This window comes from Albidovulum denitrificans (genome assembly GCF_002973535.1).
Classification (GTDB): Bacteria; Pseudomonadota; Alphaproteobacteria; order Rhodobacterales; family Rhodobacteraceae; genus Albidovulum; species Albidovulum denitrificans.
Genome location: NZ_PVEP01000003.1, coordinates 322907 through 338325, shown reverse-complemented (window position 1 = coordinate 338325; position 15419 = coordinate 322907). Strand labels below are relative to the sequence as shown.

The 15419-nt window shown below is 64.3% G+C and carries 14 protein-coding genes and 1 tRNA gene; 10 read left to right on the top strand and 5 right to left on the bottom strand.

What is annotated here, in order from left to right:
* On the top strand, nt 1-306 hold a 306-nt coding region (locus LX70_RS10410), incomplete at its 5' end, for an integrase core domain-containing protein (protein WP_146111580.1).
* A 68-nt stretch (nt 307-374) separates the two neighbouring features.
* Here the strand turns inward: LX70_RS10410 and LX70_RS10405 are convergent.
* Complete coding sequence (locus tag LX70_RS10405) at nt 375-1175, bottom strand: IclR family transcriptional regulator (RefSeq protein WP_105514695.1); 801 nt, start codon at nt 1173-1175, stop codon at nt 375-377.
* An 86-nt stretch (nt 1176-1261) separates the two neighbouring features.
* On the opposite strand from LX70_RS10405, the gene LX70_RS20860 reads away from it, so the two are divergent.
* The 3 genes from LX70_RS20860 to LX70_RS10395 all read left to right on the top strand — a co-directional run bounded on the left by LX70_RS20860 (nt 1262) and on the right by LX70_RS10395 (nt 3320).
* On the top strand, nt 1262-2047 hold the full coding sequence (locus tag LX70_RS20860) for an ATP-binding cassette domain-containing protein (protein WP_211301692.1): 786 nt from the start codon (nt 1262-1264) through the stop codon (nt 2045-2047).
* A 128-nt stretch (nt 2048-2175) separates the two neighbouring features.
* Nucleotides 2176-2607, top strand: a complete 432-nt coding sequence (locus LX70_RS20855) for an ATP-binding cassette domain-containing protein (RefSeq protein WP_211301691.1) — start codon at nt 2176-2178, stop codon at nt 2605-2607.
* Nucleotides 2604-3320: an ABC transporter ATP-binding protein gene (locus LX70_RS10395; RefSeq protein WP_105514694.1), complete on the top strand. Its 717-nt coding sequence runs from the start codon at nt 2604-2606 to the stop codon at nt 3318-3320. Before LX70_RS20855 ends, LX70_RS10395 begins: the two co-directional genes overlap by 4 nt.
* Nucleotides 3321-3325: 5 nt before the next feature.
* Here the strand turns inward: LX70_RS10395 and LX70_RS10390 are convergent.
* Nucleotides 3326-3402: transfer RNA gene (locus tag LX70_RS10390), tRNA-His, on the bottom strand.
* 121 nt (nt 3403-3523) lie between these two features.
* Here LX70_RS10390 and tspO point away from each other — a divergent pair.
* The 5 genes from tspO (at nt 3524) to infB (ending at nt 9470) form a co-directional block, all read left to right on the top strand.
* The gene (tspO, locus tag LX70_RS10385) at nt 3524-3976 is read left to right on the top strand and encodes a tryptophan-rich sensory protein TspO (RefSeq protein WP_105514693.1); all 453 of its coding nucleotides are present in this window, start codon (nt 3524-3526) and stop codon (nt 3974-3976) included.
* A gap of 138 nt (nt 3977-4114) precedes the next feature.
* Complete coding sequence (gene rimP / locus LX70_RS10380; RefSeq protein WP_105514692.1) at nt 4115-4684, top strand: ribosome maturation factor RimP; 570 nt, start codon at nt 4115-4117, stop codon at nt 4682-4684.
* On the top strand, nt 4685-6292 hold the full coding sequence (nusA, locus tag LX70_RS10375) for a transcription termination factor NusA (protein WP_105514691.1): 1608 nt from the start codon (nt 4685-4687) through the stop codon (nt 6290-6292).
* Nucleotides 6293-6315: 23 nt separating this feature from the next.
* Nucleotides 6316-6936: an RNA-binding protein gene (locus tag LX70_RS10370; RefSeq protein ID WP_105514690.1), complete on the top strand. Its 621-nt coding sequence runs from the start codon at nt 6316-6318 to the stop codon at nt 6934-6936.
* Nucleotides 6937-6941: 5 nt separating this feature from the next.
* Nucleotides 6942-9470: a translation initiation factor IF-2 gene (gene infB, locus LX70_RS10365; protein WP_105514689.1), complete on the top strand. Its 2529-nt coding sequence runs from the start codon at nt 6942-6944 to the stop codon at nt 9468-9470.
* A 366-nt stretch (nt 9471-9836) separates the two neighbouring features.
* Here the strand turns inward: infB and LX70_RS10360 are convergent, their stop codons facing one another.
* The 3 genes from LX70_RS10360 to LX70_RS10350 are packed head-to-tail and all read right to left on the bottom strand — an operon-like array spanning nt 9837 to nt 12461.
* Nucleotides 9837-10235, bottom strand: coding sequence for a (deoxy)nucleoside triphosphate pyrophosphohydrolase (locus tag LX70_RS10360; RefSeq protein ID WP_105514688.1), 399 nt, complete (start codon nt 10233-10235; stop codon nt 9837-9839).
* Nucleotides 10232-11599, bottom strand: coding sequence for a bifunctional glutamate N-acetyltransferase/amino-acid acetyltransferase ArgJ (argJ, locus tag LX70_RS10355; RefSeq protein WP_105514687.1), 1368 nt, complete (start codon nt 11597-11599; stop codon nt 10232-10234). Before argJ ends, LX70_RS10360 begins: the two co-directional genes overlap by 4 nt.
* Nucleotides 11600-11621: 22 nt before the next feature.
* Nucleotides 11622-12461 carry a peptidylprolyl isomerase gene (locus LX70_RS10350; protein WP_105514686.1) on the bottom strand — a complete coding sequence of 280 codons (840 nt, stop codon included), beginning with the start codon at nt 12459-12461 and terminating at the stop codon, nt 11622-11624.
* 187 nt (nt 12462-12648) lie between these two features.
* Between LX70_RS10350 and secA the strand changes: the two genes are divergently transcribed.
* Nucleotides 12649-15360 carry a preprotein translocase subunit SecA gene (gene secA / locus LX70_RS10345; RefSeq protein ID WP_105514685.1) on the top strand — a complete coding sequence of 904 codons (2712 nt, stop codon included), beginning with the start codon at nt 12649-12651 and terminating at the stop codon, nt 15358-15360.
* Nucleotides 15361-15419 lie beyond the last annotated feature (59 nt).

Sequence of the window (15419 nt, the reverse complement as noted above, 5' to 3'; positions counted from 1 at the left end):
AACGGAACCGAGCTGACCTCGAACGCGATGCTGAAATGGCAGGAGGATCGCCAAGTGGAATGGCATTACATCGCACCGGGTAAGCCCATGCAGAACGGCTTCGTGGAAAGCTTCAACGGCCGCCTGCGGGACGAGTGCCTAAACGAGCACCTGTTCCCCAACCTGCGCCATGCCCGCCATTTGATTGCGGCATGGCGCGACGACTACAACCATCACCGCCCGCACTCGAGTCTCGACGGGCTCACCCCGCGGGAGTATCACAAACGGTCAGAAGAGGACCAAACCCTGAACAGAGCTAACTTATAAACGCGGACTCTAAGGGGAGCAGGTCAGGACACGCCACGGAGAGTAGGTCAGCGTTTGAAAGTGTCGCCTCAGCTATTCCCCAGCAGGTAGGAAATCCGCGCGGCGGCCTCTCCGACGGCGCGGCAGATGGCGGGGGCGACGGTGTCGTCGCCCTTGGTGGCGCTGGTCGCGTTGATCGCGGCAATCACCTTGCCCGACATGTCGCGCAGCGGCGCTGCGACCGAGGTGATCCCCGCCTCGAACGAACCGATCTGGGTAATGACCTCTGCCGATTTGTCCTTGCGCCATTGCGCCATGAGCGCGGCCATGTTCGGGCTGGCGTGGCGGGGGCCGCGCGCCTTGCCGTCCTCGCGGTAGAGGGCGACCAGCGTTTCTTCGTCCAGATCGGCCAGCAGCACCCGCCCCATGGTCGTATTGGCGGCGGGCAGGCGGCTTCCTGTATGTACGATGCTTCCCAACCCCAGACGGCTGGGCAGGCGCAGCATATAAAGAACCAGCGACCCGTCGCGGATACCCAGATGCGTAGACCAGTCGGTTTCGTCGCGCAGCCGCTCCAGCTCGGGCAGGGCGATTTCCACCAATTCGCGCGTGGCCAGATAGCCGAAGCCAAGTCGCATCACCGCAGGGCCAAGCGTGTAGGTCTTGTGCGCCTCGTCGTGCAGCAGATAGCCCATCTGCGTCAGCGTATAGACACAGCGAAACGCGGCCGAACGGCTTAGCCCGATCTCGCGCGCGATCTCGGACAGCGACATCTCGCGCCGCTCGGGCGTGAAGGCCGTCAGCGCCTGAAGACCCCGGATCAGCCCCGGAACCAGATAGCGGTCCTCGGCGGGATCGAGGGGGCGATGCGGTGTCGTAGTTTTATCCATAAAACGACGTATAGAATACAAAACACCTCTTTGCTAGCCGTAAACCCTACCGGACACCACATCGCGCAACAGGAAAGGCAGCGAAGATGACAGCACAATCGGCCCTCGCCCAGGACCTTCTGGCCCATACCGGGCGCTTTACCGACAAGAAATTCGACTGGAATGCGATGCTGCGCGCCGCGCGTCAGGCGCGGGCGCAGATCATCGCGGCGGCAGCGGAAAAGCTTGGCTGCCCGGCGGATGACCTGAACCTTGCCGACGGCATGATCCGGTCCGCCACAAACGCCGATGTGGCGGCACTGTCGGGGTGGCTTTATGCCCATGTGAACCGCTTTGTCAGCCCCGCCCCCTTCTCGCTTCATGCGGGTATCGAATATATGTTCATGATGGTCGTCGGCGGCATGGGGCAGTTGGTCGGGGCGGTTGCCGGGGCGGGCGTCGTGCTGGCGTTGAAGAACTTGCTGCAAGACATTCTGCCGCTGGTCTCCGATCACGCTGCGCAAATTCAGTCCGTGGTCTTCGCGGGGCTGTTCATCGTGCTGCTGCAACATGCGCGCGGGGGCGCCCTCTCGCTTTTGCAGAAGGTCCGGCCGGGATCCATGCGGCACGGCCACGCAGATATCCCCGCCACGGCAATGACCGCCCCGCTCCCCAGGCGAAACGCGCTTGGGAAAGGCGCGGCATTGCTGACGGTTGACGGGGTGGTAAAGCGATTCAAGGGGCTGGTCGCGGTCAACGAGGTCAGTTTTGACATCCGCGCCGGGGAGATGGTCGGCCTGATCGGCCCCAACGGTGCGGGCAAGTCCACGATGTTCAACCTGATGACCGGAACGCTGGAGCTGTCCGCGGGCCGGGTGGAGTTCCTGGGGTAGGACATCACCCACCGGACACAGCGGGAGATTGCGCTGATGGGCATGGCGCGCACCTTTCAGCATGTGAAACTGCGCCCGAATATGACTGTGCTGGACAAAGTGGCGCTGGGCGCACATGCGCGCGGCAGGTGCGGGGTCCTGCGCGGGGGCTGGGCCTTGACCATGAAGAGGAGGCCCGGAACTACGCCGAAGCACGCAAACAGATCGCGCGCATCGGATTGGCCGGGCGGGACCTGGAAACGGCAGGCTCCATGCCCTTGGGAACGCAGCGCCTGATCGAGATCGCGCGCGCCCTGGCCGCCGATCCGCTGTTGCTTATCCTCGACGAATCCGCCGCCGACCTGCGGAAACCCGAAAAGAAGGCGCTGGCCGATCTGCTGAACGGCCTGCGGGACGAGGGCGTAACCATCATGATAGTCGAACACGACATGGATTTCGTGATGAAGCTGGTGGACCGGCTGGTGGTGATGAACTTCGGTACCAAGCTGTTCGAGGGGGCCCCGCAGGCGGCGCGGGCCGATACGGGGGTCCGGGCGGCCTATCTGGGGGATTCGGCATGAAGGCGCTGCTGGAGATCGACGATCTGCATGTCTGCTACGGAAAGGTCGAGGCCGTGCAGGGCGTCTCGCTGCACCTTGATGAGGGGCAGATCGTGTCGGTCATCGGCCCGAACGGGGCGGGCAAAAGCACCCTGCTGGCGGCGGCAATCGGGCTTTTGCCCTCGCGCGGCCGGATCAGGTTCGACGGGGCCCCTCTCGACGGGGCGGGGGTTGAGGATCGCGTCGTCCTGGGCCTCTGCCTTGTTCCGGAAACGCGCGAGCTGTTTGGCGAGATGAGCGTGCTGGACAACCTGCTTCTGGGGTCATACGCCCGCCGCGAATCCCGTGCGGTGCGCACCCGGCAACGGGATCACGTCTACGAGCGGTTCCCCCGCCTTGCCGAGCGCCGGTCGCAGCGGGCGGAGACCCTGTCCGGGGGAGAGCGTCAGATGCCGGCACTCGGCCGCGCGCTTATGTCCGAACCGCGCGTTCTGATGCTGGACGAACCCAGCCTGGGCCTTGCGCCGCTGATCGTGGAAGAGATCCTTGCGATCGTGCGCGGCCTGCGCGACGACGGCGTTGCGATCCTGCTGGTCGAGCAAAACGCCCTGGCAGCGCTTGAAAGCTCTGATTACGGCTATGTGCTTGAGGCTGGCGAGGTCGTCCTGCACGGCAAATCCGCGGACCTCGCATCCGACGAGCGGGTCTATGAAAGCGACCTTGGCGGTGTCTAGAAGGGTGGTACCGCCTCCCCGGCTCGAACGGGGGACCCCCAGATCCACAATCTGGTGCTCTAACCAACTGAGCTAAGGCGGCACTGACGGGCCATTTAGCCCCCTGCGGGCCTGATTGCAAGGCTCAGATCGCGCGAAGCCAGGGAACCCGGCAGCCCCCGGCGGGTTTAGCCAAGACCCGAAACCGGTGGGGGGTGGCGATCATGTTTGGCGGGCAGTTCCCGATCTTCCTGGCGGCCTGCGGGGCGGCGGCGGCGACCGGGGTGATGTTCCCGCCGGGGCACTGGTACGACACGCTGAAAAAGCCGGGTTGGACACCCCCGCGCTGGGCCTTTCCGGTCGCCTGGACGACACTTTACCTGCTGATCGCGCTGGCGGCGGCACGGGTGGCGGGCTTGGCCGGAAGCGGCACGGCGCTGGCGCTTTGGTCGCTACAGATCGCGCTGAACGCGCTCTGGACCCCGGTCTTCTTCGGCGCGCACCGGATCGGGGCGGGGGCGGTCATCATCGGGCTTCTCTGGCTGACCGTGCTTGCGATGATCCCGGTCTTCTGGGCGCTCGACGCCTGGGCGGGGGGGCTGCTTCTGCCCTATCTCGTCTGGCTTTCCCTCGCGGCGGCGCTGAACCTCTGGATCTGGCGCAACAACGCGGAGTGAAAGGCCGCCGCACTCGGTGCTTGCAGACTCGGGGGCGTTGGCCTATATCGCTTTCAACAGCGGCGCTGCGGGGTCCAAACTCGCAGCCCACCGGGAAAGATCGACGGGCCGCACGGCCCGTTTTTTGTTGCTTGGACCATGACCGACCTTATCGCCAAAACCGCCATCGACCGCCGCCTGGCCGAGATCGTGACCCCGACCATCGAAGGTCTGGGGTTCGAACTTGTGCGCATCCGGCTGATGGGCGGCAACACCAAGACGCTTCAGATCATGGCGGACCGGCCCGAGGGCGGGATCGACGTGGACGATTGCGGCAAGATCTCGGTCGCGGTGTCGGCGATTCTTGATGTCGAGGACCCGATCGAGGACGCCTACAACCTTGAGGTTTCCTCTCCCGGTATCGACCGGCCCCTGACCCGGATGAAGGATTTCGAGGCCTGGGACGGCTATGAGGCGCGGATCGAAACCTCGGAACTGATCGACGGGCGCAAACGCTTCAAGGGCCGGATCGCCGGAACCGAGGGCGATGAGGTCCTGATCGAGATTGACGAAGGCACCATCGGGCTGAAGTTCGACTGGCTGGCCGATGCGAAGCTGGTCCTGACGGATGAGCTGATCGCCGAGATGCTGCGGCAGAAGAAGGCCACGGAAGCCGTGGACGAAGCCGCGTTCGACGAGATTGAAGAAGACACTTCCGAGGAGGAATGAATGGCGATTACCTCTGCCAACCAGCTTGAGCTTCTCCAGACCGCCGAGGCGGTCGCGCGGGAAAAGATGATCGACCCGGAACTGGTCGTTCAGGCGATGGAGGAAAGCCTCGCCCGTGCCGCGAAGTCGCGCTACGGCGCCGAAATGGACATCCGCGTGTCGATCGACCGCAAGACCGGCCGCGCGACATTCACCCGCGTCCGTACCGTCGTCGAGGATGACGCGGTCGAGAACTATCAGGCGGAACTGACCGCCGCGCAGGCCAAGCAATACCTCGCCGATCCGCAGATCGGTGACGAGATCGTGGATGAGGTTCCGCCGGTGGACCTTGGCCGGATCGCGGCGCAATCGGCCAAGCAGGTCATCCTGCAAAAGGTGCGCGAGGCAGAGCGCGACCGCCAGTTCGAGGAATTCAAGGACCGGAAAGGCACGATCATCAACGGCGTGGTCAAGCGCGAGGAATACGGCAACATCATCGTCGATATCGGCCGGGGCGAGGCGATCCTGCGCCGGAACGAGAAGATCGGCCGCGAAAGCTATCGCCCGAACGACCGCATCCGCTGCTACATCAAGGACGTGCGCCGTGAGCCGCGCGGCCCGCAGGTCTTCCTGTCGCGGACCGATCCGCAATTCATGGCGGAACTCTTCAAGATGGAAGTGCCGGAGATCTATGACGGCATCATCGAGATCAAGGCCGTCGCCCGCGACCCCGGCAGCCGCGCCAAGATCGGCGTCATTTCCTATGACAATTCCATCGACCCGGTCGGTGCCTGCGTCGGTATGCGCGGCAGCCGCGTGCAGGCGGTGGTGAATGAGCTTCAGGGCGAGAAGATCGACATCATTCCGTGGAATGAGGATCAGGCGACCTTCCTCGTGAACGCGCTGCAACCGGCCGAGGTGGCCAAGGTCGTCATCGACGAAGAGGCGGGCAAGATCGAGGTCGTGGTCCCCGATGAGCAGCTGTCGCTTGCCATCGGCCGCCGTGGCCAGAACGTCCGCCTTGCCTCGCAACTGACCGGCCTCGACATCGACATCCTCACCGAAGAGGAAGAAAGCCAGCGCCGTCAGGCCGAATTCGCCGAGCGGACGAAACTGTTCATGGACGCGCTGGACCTGGACGAATTCTTCGCCCAGCTTCTGGTCTCCGAAGGCTTCACCAACCTCGAAGAGGTCGCCTATGTCGATCTGGACGAGCTTCTGTCCATCGAAGGCGTGGACGAGGCGACGGCGGAAGAGCTTCAGGCCCGCGCCCGCGACGTGATCGAGGAACAAAACCGCAAGGCGCTGGAACATGCGCGCGAGTTGGGCGTTGAGGATAGCCTTGTCGGTTTCGAAGGGCTGACCCCGCAGATGATCGAGGCGCTGGCCATGGACGACGTGAAGACGCTTGAGGACTTCGCGACCTGTGCCGACTGGGAACTGGCCGGTGGCTGGACCACGGTCAACGGCGAGCGTGTGAAGGACGAAGGCATCCTTGAGAAGTTCGAGATGAGCCTTGAGGAAGCCCAGCATCTGGTCATGACGGCGCGCATCCAGCTTGGCTGGGTCGACCCGGCAGAGCTTGAGGTCGCCGAGGAAACCGAAACCGACGAGGAGGCCGAGGCCTGATATGGGCCTCGGAGGAGCTGCATATGACCCGAGGGGGACGCGACAAGGCAGGGGATGAACCCGAACGGCGCTGCATCGTCACCGGCGATGTGCAGCCGAAGGCGGGACTCATCCGCTTTGTCGTCGGCCCTGAGGGCATCGTGGTTCCCGACCTCGCGGGCAAGCTGCCGGGGCGGGGCATCTGGGTGACGGCCGATCGCGACCTGATCCGCAAGGCCGCGGCGAAGGGTCTGTTTTCCCGCGCCGCCAAGGCGCCGGTGCAGGCGCCCGAGGATCTAGACGAGATGGTCGAACGCGGTCAGGCGAAGCGGGTCGTGGAACTCGTCTCGCTGGCGCGCAAGGCGGGCGGTGCGGTCGCCGGATTCGAGAAGGTGAAGGGCTGGCTCGCCGACGGAAAGGCGCGGGTCCTTCTTCAGGCTTCGGACGGATCGGAGCGCGGAAAAGGCAAACTCTGGACACCCGAAGGCGGGCGCTGGTTCGGCTGCCTGACCTCGGCAGAGCTTGGGCTGGCCTTTGGCCGCGATAGTGTGATACATGGCGCGCTTGCCGCTGGCAGACTCTCCGCGCGTGTTGTAGAGGAGGCGGCGAAGCTTTCGGGCCTCAGAGCGAAAAACGGCGGATCCGCCGCCGGGAAGGAATTGTAATCGGCATGAGCGAAACAGACGGCAAGAAACCTCTCGGTCTCGGTGGCGGGCGTTCCGGTCAGGTGAAGCAGAGCTTCAGCCACGGGCGTACCAAGAACGTCGTGGTCGAGACGAAGCGCAAGCGCGTCGTCGTTCCCAAACCGGGTGCGCCCTCTGGCACGGGTGGGGCCGGGTCGTCGGGTCTTGGCGATCCCTCGCGCCGCCCCGCAGGCATTTCCGATGCCGAAATGGAACGCCGCCTGAAAGCGCTTCAGGCCGCCAAGGCGCGTGAGGCCGAAGAGGCCGAGCGCCGCGCCGAGGAAGAACGCCAGCGCGAGGAAGAGCGGGAGCGCCGCCGCGCCGAGGCCGAGGCCAAGGAACGCGATGAGCGGGAGCGCGAAGAGGCGCTGAAGGCCAAGGCCGAAGAAGACGCCCGCCGTGCCGAAGAGGCCGAGGCGCGCGCCGCGCGCAAGGAAGAATTCAAGAAACCGGCAGCGGCCAAGCCCGCCGTCGACCAGGCCGCCGCGCAGGCCGCCGCCGCGCGCGCCGAGACCAAGGGCGTGCCCGTCGGCGGGCCGCGCAAGACCGACCGTGAGCGTGACAACCGCAGCCCCGAGCGCGACACCCGTGGCGGCCGTGGCGGGCGCGACGAAAACCGCCGCGCCGGCAAGCTGACCCTGTCCGAGGCGCTGTCCGGTGAAGGTGGGCGTCAACGCTCGCTCGCCGCGATGAAGCGCAAGCAGGAAAAGGCGCGCCAGAAGGCGATGGGCATGGGCCACAAGGCCGAAAAGCAGGTGCGCGATGTGCAGCTGCCGGAAACCATCGTGGTGCAGGAGCTTGCCAACCGGATGGCTGAACGGGCCGCCGACGTGGTCAAGGCGCTGATGAAAATGGGTATGATGGTCAACATGAACCAGCCCATCGACGCCGACACGGCCGAGCTTATCATCGAGGAATTCGGCCACCACGCCGTGCGCGTTTCGGACGCCGACGTGGAACAGGTCATCGACACGGTCGAGGACAAGGCCGAGGACCTGCAATCGCGCCCGCCGATCGTGACGATCATGGGCCACGTCGACCACGGCAAGACCTCGCTTCTCGACGCGATCCGTCACGCCAACGTCGTCTCGGGCGAGGCGGGCGGCATCACCCAGCACATCGGCGCCTATCAGGTGACGACCGAAAGCGGTGCGGTTCTGTCCTTCCTCGACACGCCGGGCCACGCCGCCTTCACCTCCATGCGCGCCCGCGGCGCGCAGGTGACGGATATCGTGGTTCTGGTGGTCGCCGCCGACGATGCGGTGATGCCGCAGACGGTCGAGGCGATCAACCACGCCAAGGCGGCGAAGGTGCCGATGATCGTGGCGATCAACAAGATCGACAAGCCGACCGCCAATCCGCAGAAGGTGCGGACCGACCTTCTCCAGCACGAAGTCGTGGTCGAGGCGATGTCGGGCGACGTGCAGGATGTCGAGGTGTCGGCCACGACCGGCCAGGGCCTTGATGAACTGCTTGAGGCGATCGCGCTTCAGGCGGAGATCCTCGAACTGAAGGCCAACCCGAAGCGCGCCGCGATGGGCGCCGTGATCGAGGCGAAGCTGGATGTCGGCCGTGGCCCGGTGGCGACCGTTCTGGTGCAGAACGGCACGCTGAAACAGGGCGACATCTTCGTCGTGGGCGAGCAGTGGGGCAAGGTCCGCGCGCTGCTCAACGACAAGGGCGACCGCGTGCAGGAGGCCGGGCCTTCGGTTCCGGTCGAGGTTCTGGGCCTGAATGGCACACCCGAGGCGGGCGACGTGCTGAACGTCGTCGAGACCGAGGCGCAGGCGCGGGAGATCGCGGATTACCGCGAGCAGGCCGCGAAGGACAAGCGCGCCGCTGCCGGTGCCGCGACGACGCTGGAACAGCTCATGGCGAAGGCCAAGGCGGATGAGAATGTCGCCGAGCTTCCGATCGTGGTGAAGGCCGATGTGCAGGGCTCTGCCGAGGCGATTGTTCAGGCTATGGAAAAAATCGGAAACGACGAAGTGCGTGTCCGGGTTCTCCATTACGGTGTCGGCGCGATCACGGAATCGGATATCGGCCTGGCCGAGGCCAGCCAGGCGCCCGTCATCGGCTTCAACGTCCGCGCCAATGCACCGGCCCGGACCGCGGCCAACCAGAAGGGTGTCGAGATCCGCTATTACTCGGTCATCTATGATCTGGTCGATGACGTGAAGGCGGCGGCGTCGGGCCTTCTGTCGGCCGAGATCCGCGAGAACTTCATCGGCTATGCCGAGATCAAGGAGGTCTTCAAGGTCTCTGGCGTCGGCAAGGTCGCGGGCTGTCTTGTCACCGAAGGTGTGGCGCGGCGCTCCGCCGGTGTGCGGCTTCTGCGCGACAACGTCGTGATCCACGAGGGGACGCTGAAAACCCTCAAGAGATTCAAGGACGAAGTGAAGGAAGTGCAGTCCGGCCAGGAATGCGGCATGGCCTTCGAGAACTACGAGGACATCCGCCCCGGCGACGTGATCGAGATCTTCGAGCGCGAGGAAGTCGAGCGCAAGCTGACATAGAAAAGGCAGGCCAACGGCCTGCCGACAGCACGAAAAAAAGGGCCGCCTGAAACCTCAGGCGGCCTTTTTTGTCACCGGAAAGCCCTCGAACAAAAGGCTGCCAACCCTGACGAGTATCTTTCCGTTTTCAAGCTGCCGTTCGAAGATTCCCTGAACGGAGACACAGCTTCCAAGAGTGATGGTCCGTAGCATCGCAAATCTCCCCAACTGCGGTGCCTAACTTACTCCTCCAACCCTTAACACTCGGCAAATCACATGCTCATAGTTTTGACACAGTTTTTTGAACATGGAAACAATATTGTCGTGCGACGGCCCCTGCGGCAAGATTTTTCCGCAACTGGCGGTTGCAAAACTGCAACGATCGGTTCAGAGCCAGTCCCGCAGGACGGGAATAAGCGGAATATCGGCGGGTGGCATCGGGTAGCTGGCAAGGTCGCGCGCGCGCACCCAGGCCAGTTTCTGCCCCTCTTGCGCCCGCACAATACCCTGCCACCGGCGGCAGGCGAAAAGCGGCATCAGAAGGTGAAAATCCTCGTAACTGTGGCTCGCGAAGGTCAGCGGCGCGAGGCAGCTTTTCCAGGTGTCGATGCCCAGCTCCTCATGCAACTCACGGATCAGCGCCACTTCGGGCGTCTCGCCGGGCTCAACCTTGCCACCCGGAAATTCCCACAATCCGGCAAGCGACTTGCCCTCTGGCCGCTGGGCCAGAAGAACCCGCCCATCGGCGTCGATCAGCGCGACGGCGGAAACCAGGACCGTCTTCACGACCGATAGTCGGCGTTGATGTCGATGTAGCGATGCGTCAGGTCGCAGGTCCAGACGGTGCGCGCGCCCTTGCCGATGCCAAGATCGACCGCGATCACAAGGTCTTCCTGTTTCATGTAGGACGCGCCATCCTCTTCCCGGTAATCGGGCGACCGCCAGCCCTTCTCGGCCACCAAGATATCGCCGAAACGGATGGTCAGCCGGTCGCGGTCGGCCTTCGCGCCGGATTTGCCGACCGCCGCGACGATCCGGCCCCAGTTCGGGTCCTGCCCGGCGATGGCCGTCTTCACCAGCGGTGAATTGGCGATGGACATGGCCACGCGACGCGCATCGGCGGCATCAGCGGCGCCGGTCACGCGAATCTCGACGAATTTCGTCGCCCCTTCGCCGTCGCGGATCACCTGATGGGCAAGATCCATCATCACCGCGCGCAGGCCCGCATCAAAGGCCCGCGCCGTGGCCGACCGCAGATCGGTAATCGGCGCGGCCTTGCTTTGCCCGGTCGCCGCAAGGATCAGCGCGTCCGAAGTGGAGGTGTCGCTGTCGACGGTGATCGCGTTGAACGTCTCATCGACATTGCGCGACAGAAGCTTTTGAAGCGCGGGCGCGGCGATCTTCGCGTCGGTGAAGATATAGACCAGCATCGTCGCCATATCCGGCGCGATCATGCCCGAGCCTTTGGCGATCCCGGCGATACGGATGGTGCCACCGTCGCCTTCCACCTCGGCCATCGCGCCCTTGGGGAAGGTGTCGGTCGTCATGATCGCGCGGGCTGCCATCTCGATCCCGCCGGGATCGAGCGCCGCGGTCAGTTCGCCGATCTTCGCGATGATCCGGTCATGCGGCAGCGGTTCCCCGATGACGCCGGTCGAAGACGAAAAGACCCGCGTTGCCGGTACGCCAAGCGCATCCGCCACCGCCCCGGTCACCTGATCGACCGAGGTCTGACCGGCCGCGCCGGTAAAGGCGTTGGCATTGCCTGAGTTCACAAGGATCGCCGCGCCGCTGGTGTCATCCACCTTGCCCTTCAGCTTCGCCTGGCAGTCCAGAACGCAGGCGGCGCGGGTCGAAGACCGGGTAAAGGCCCCGGCGATCGCCGTACCGGGCGCAAGCCGGACCAGCATCACGTCCTTGCGGTTGGCATAACGCACACCCGCCTCGACGGCGGCGAAGTCCACCCCGGCGATGACCGGCAACGCCGGGAAACCGCCCTTGGGGGCGAGGGGCGAAACGGGATTGGGCGCCTTGGCCTTCTTCTCCGTCCCGCCCATCCCGGCCTTTTCGCGCAGCCTGGTGCGCAGTTTCTTCACCCGTCCGCGGAGGGCTTTCGCCTCGGCCTTCCAGTCCTTGTCCTTCTTGGCCATAGCGACGCCTCCGAGCCGGTGATCAGTTGTCGAATATCTTGTCGCTCTTGATAACGGCGGGATCAATCCCGTCAGTCATCTTTTCGACCTTCGCGGTATCGGTGACCTCCTTCACGCGGGCTTCCACGGCCTTTTGCCGCAGATCGCCGGTCAGTTCGTCCTTGGCCTCGTCCAGCGTCGGCACCGAGGCGTCGCGGGTCTCATAAAGCTTGATGACATGCCAGCCGAATTCGGTCTGCACCGGGTCAGAGACCTGATCCACCGCAAGCGCCATCACCGCGTCCTCGAACGGCTTGACCATCATGCCCGCCGAGAACCAGCCAAGATCGCCGCCATTGGGGCCCGACGGGCCGGTCGACTTTTCCTTGGCCACGGTGGCGAAATCGGCGCCGCCGTCCAGTTCGGCCTTGATCGCCTTCGCCTCATCCTCGGTCGGAACAAGGATATGGGCCGCGTGGAATTCCTTCGCCGGGTCCGTGGTGCCGTATTTTGCGTCATAGGCCGCCTTCAGCGCGTCGTCGCTGATCGCGCCTTCAGCCGTCGCTTCAAGCACGGTCCCCGCCAGATAGCCCATGCGCTGGTTTTGCAGCGTCAGCTCATCCTTCTTCGTGGGCTTCGCGTCGGCGGCTAGGGCCGTCTGCTGGACAAGCTGGTCAAGGATGCCGTCGAACAGCGTCTTGTCGTCCAGTTGCAGGTATTGTGCGGGCAGCGTGTCGCGCAGAGCGATCATCTGGCCAAGCGTGATGTCGGTCCCGTTGACGGTGGCGACCACCGTGTCGGCGGTCGGGTCTTCGGCCCGCGCCATGGTCCCGACAAGGACCGCAGCGGCGAAAAGCGCCGGAAGAAGTGTCATATTCCGCATCAGGATGCTCCTGTTTGGGCCGTGGGACCCCACGGCGTTGACTATCTGGCGGCAGGCCCTTACATCGCGGTTGGTCCTGTGAAGACCGTGCCGTCCGTTGTTTCGCAGCCGTTCTAGGCAAGGCGCAAAGGCGCGGCAAGGCCGCCTTTCACACGAAACCGTCATGGGTAAGCCGAGCGGAGAAAACATGCTGGGTATCGGTACTATCGCGAAGAAGGTCTTCGGAACCCCGAACGACCGCAAGGTGAAATCGATCCGCCCGCTGGTAGCCAAGATCAACGCCCTTGAGCCTGAATTCGAGGCGCTGAGCGACGATGAGATCAAGCACCGCACCCACGCGCTTTCCAAACGCGCGCAGGAGGGGGAGGATTTGAACGCCATCCTGCCCGAAGCCTTCGCCAACTGCCGTGAGGCCGCGCGCCGCGCGTTGGGCCTGCGCGCCTTCGACGTGCAGCTTATGGGCGGGATCTTCCTGCATCAGGGCAATATCGCCGAGATGAAGACGGGTGAGGGCAAGACCCTCGTCGCCACCTTCCCGGCCTATCTGAACGCGCTGACCGGCAAGGGCGTGCATGTCGTCACGGTCAACGACTACCTCGCCCGGCGCGATGCGGAATGGATGGGCAAGGTCTTTGAACAGCTCGGCATGACGGTGGGTGTCGTCTACCCCTACCAGCCGCCCGAGGAAAAGCGCGAGGCCTATCGCGCCGACGTGACCTATGCCACGAACAACGAACTCGGCTTCGACTACCTGCGCGACAACATGCGTGGTTCGATCGAGGAGATGATGCAGCGCGGGCATAACTTCGCCATCGTGGACGAGGTCGACTCCATCCTCATCGACGAGGCGCGGACCCCTCTGATCATCTCGGGGCCAAGCCAGGACCGGTCGGACCTTTACGTGACGCTGAACCAGTTCATCCCGAACCTGACGGCCGAGCATTACAAGATCGACGAAAAAGCGCGTAACGCGACCTTCACCGAGGAAGGCAACGAGGTTCTGGAACAGCGGCTTCAGGAAGCGGGCGTCCTGCCGGAAGGCCAGACGCTGTACGACCCGGAATCGACGACCATCGTTCACCACGCCACGCAGGCGCTTCGCGCGCATACGATGTTCCACAAGGACCAGCACTACATCGTCCGCGACGGCGAGATCATGCTGATCGACGAATTCACCGGCCGGATGATGCAGGGCCGCCGCCTGTCGGACGGGTTGCATCAGGCCATCGAGGCCAAGGAAGGCGTCAAGATCCAGCCGGAGAACGTCACCCTCGCCTCGGTGACGTTCCAGAACTACTTCCGCCTCTACAACACGCTTTCGGGCATGACCGGCACCGCCGCGACCGAGGCCGACGAATTCATGGACATCTACAAGCTGGGCGTCGTCGAAGTGCCGACCAACCGCCCCGTCGCGCGCAAGGACGACCACGATCAGGTCTATCGCACGGCGCGCGAAAAGCTCGACGCCGTGATGAAGCGTATCCATAAGGCGCATGAAAAAGGGCAGCCGGTCCTCGTCGGCACCACCTCGATCGAGAAGTCCGAGGAACTGTCGGCGATGCTGACCAAGGAAGGCGTCGCGCATAACGTCCTCAACGCCCGCCAGCATGAGCAGGAGGCGAAGATCGTCGCCGATGCCGGCCGGATCGGCGCCGTCACCATCGCGACCAACATGGCCGGGCGCGGTACCGACATCCAGCTTGGCGGCAATGTCGAGATGAAGGTGCTTGAGGAACTCGCCGCCAATCCCGACGCCAACCCCGACGACGTCCGCGCGCGGATCGAGGCGCAGCATGCCGAGGAAAAGCAGAAGGTGATCGAGGCGGGCGGTCTTTTCGTCCTTTCGACCGAACGCCACGAAAGCCGCCGCATCGACAACCAGCTGCGCGGCCGCTCAGGCCGTCAGGGCGACCCCGGCCGCTCCACCTTCTTCCTCAGCCTTGAAGACGACCTGATGCGGATCTTCGGATCCGACCGGCTGGACAAGGTGCTGTCCTCGCTGGGCATGAAGGAAGGCGAGGCGATCATCCACCCTTGGGTCAACAAGTCGCTTGAACGCGCGCAGGCGAAGGTCGAAGGGCGCAACTTCGACATCCGCAAGCAGCTTCTGAAGTTCGACGACGTGATGAATGATCAGCGCAAGGTGATCTTCAGCCAGCGGCTTGAGATCATGCAGACCGAGGATCTTGAGGATATCACCGGCGACATGCGTCATCAGGTGATCGACGACCTCGTCGATACCTACCTGCCGCCGAAAAGCTACGCGGATCAGTGGAACACCGAAGGGCTTCTGGCCGAGACGCGCGACAAGCTGGCGCTTGACCCGCCGCTGGCGGCCTGGGCCGCCGAGGAAGGCGTGGATCAGGAGGTCGTGCGCGAACGTCTCTGTGACGCCAGCGATGCGATGATCGCCGAGAAGACCGAAGCCTTCGGGCCGGAGATGATGCGCCAGATCGAAAAGCAGTTCCTGCTTCAGACGATCGACGGCAAGTGGCGCGAACACCTCGTGACGCTGGAACATCTGCGCTCGGTCATCGGGTTCCGTGGCTATGCGCAGCGCGACCCGCTGGCGGAATACAAGACCGAGGCCTTCGCGCTTTTCGAACATATGCTCGACAGCCTGCGCATCGACGTGACGCAGAAGCTGGCGCGGGTGCGTCCGCTGACCGAGGAAGAACAACAGCAGATGGTCGCGCAGATGGCGCAGCAGCCGGACGCGCCGGAACAGATTCTGGAAGCCGCCGCCGCCGCGGCATTGGCCGAGGGCGATGCGCGCAAACCCCTGGTCGAGGGCTTCGATCCGGCAGATCAGGCGACCTGGGGCAATCCGGGACGGAACGATCCCTGCCCCTGCGGATCGGGCGAGAAGTTCAAGCACTGCCACGGCCGCCTCGCCTGAGTCGGCGGGCAGAGCAAAATGGTGTCAGCATTGTGACGCCGGGGCCAGTGTTGGCCCCG

What these genes read in the sequence shown, in the direction of transcription:
- LX70_RS20860 (WP_211301692.1), top strand. Translation starts at nt 1,262, where the DNA reads ATGACAGCACAATCGGCCCTCGCCCAGGACCTTCTGGCCCATACCGGG.
- LX70_RS10350 (WP_105514686.1), bottom strand. Translation starts at nt 12,461, where the DNA reads ATGCGGAATATGACACTTCTTCCGGCGCTTTTCGCCGCTGCGGTCCTT.
- LX70_RS10405 (WP_105514695.1), bottom strand. Translation starts at nt 1,175, where the DNA reads ATGGATAAAACTACGACACCGCATCGCCCCCTCGATCCCGCCGAGGAC.
- infB (WP_105514689.1), top strand. Translation starts at nt 6,942, where the DNA reads ATGAGCGAAACAGACGGCAAGAAACCTCTCGGTCTCGGTGGCGGGCGT.
- rimP (WP_105514692.1), top strand. Translation starts at nt 4,115, where the DNA reads ATGACCGACCTTATCGCCAAAACCGCCATCGACCGCCGCCTGGCCGAG.
- nusA (WP_105514691.1), top strand. Translation starts at nt 4,685, where the DNA reads ATGGCGATTACCTCTGCCAACCAGCTTGAGCTTCTCCAGACCGCCGAG.
- LX70_RS10370 (WP_105514690.1), top strand. Translation starts at nt 6,316, where the DNA reads ATGACCCGAGGGGGACGCGACAAGGCAGGGGATGAACCCGAACGGCGC.
- LX70_RS10395 (WP_105514694.1), top strand. Translation starts at nt 2,604, where the DNA reads ATGAAGGCGCTGCTGGAGATCGACGATCTGCATGTCTGCTACGGAAAG.
- argJ (WP_105514687.1), bottom strand. Translation starts at nt 11,599, where the DNA reads ATGGCCAAGAAGGACAAGGACTGGAAGGCCGAGGCGAAAGCCCTCCGC.
- secA (WP_105514685.1), top strand. Translation starts at nt 12,649, where the DNA reads ATGCTGGGTATCGGTACTATCGCGAAGAAGGTCTTCGGAACCCCGAAC.
- tspO (WP_105514693.1), top strand. Translation starts at nt 3,524, where the DNA reads ATGTTTGGCGGGCAGTTCCCGATCTTCCTGGCGGCCTGCGGGGCGGCG.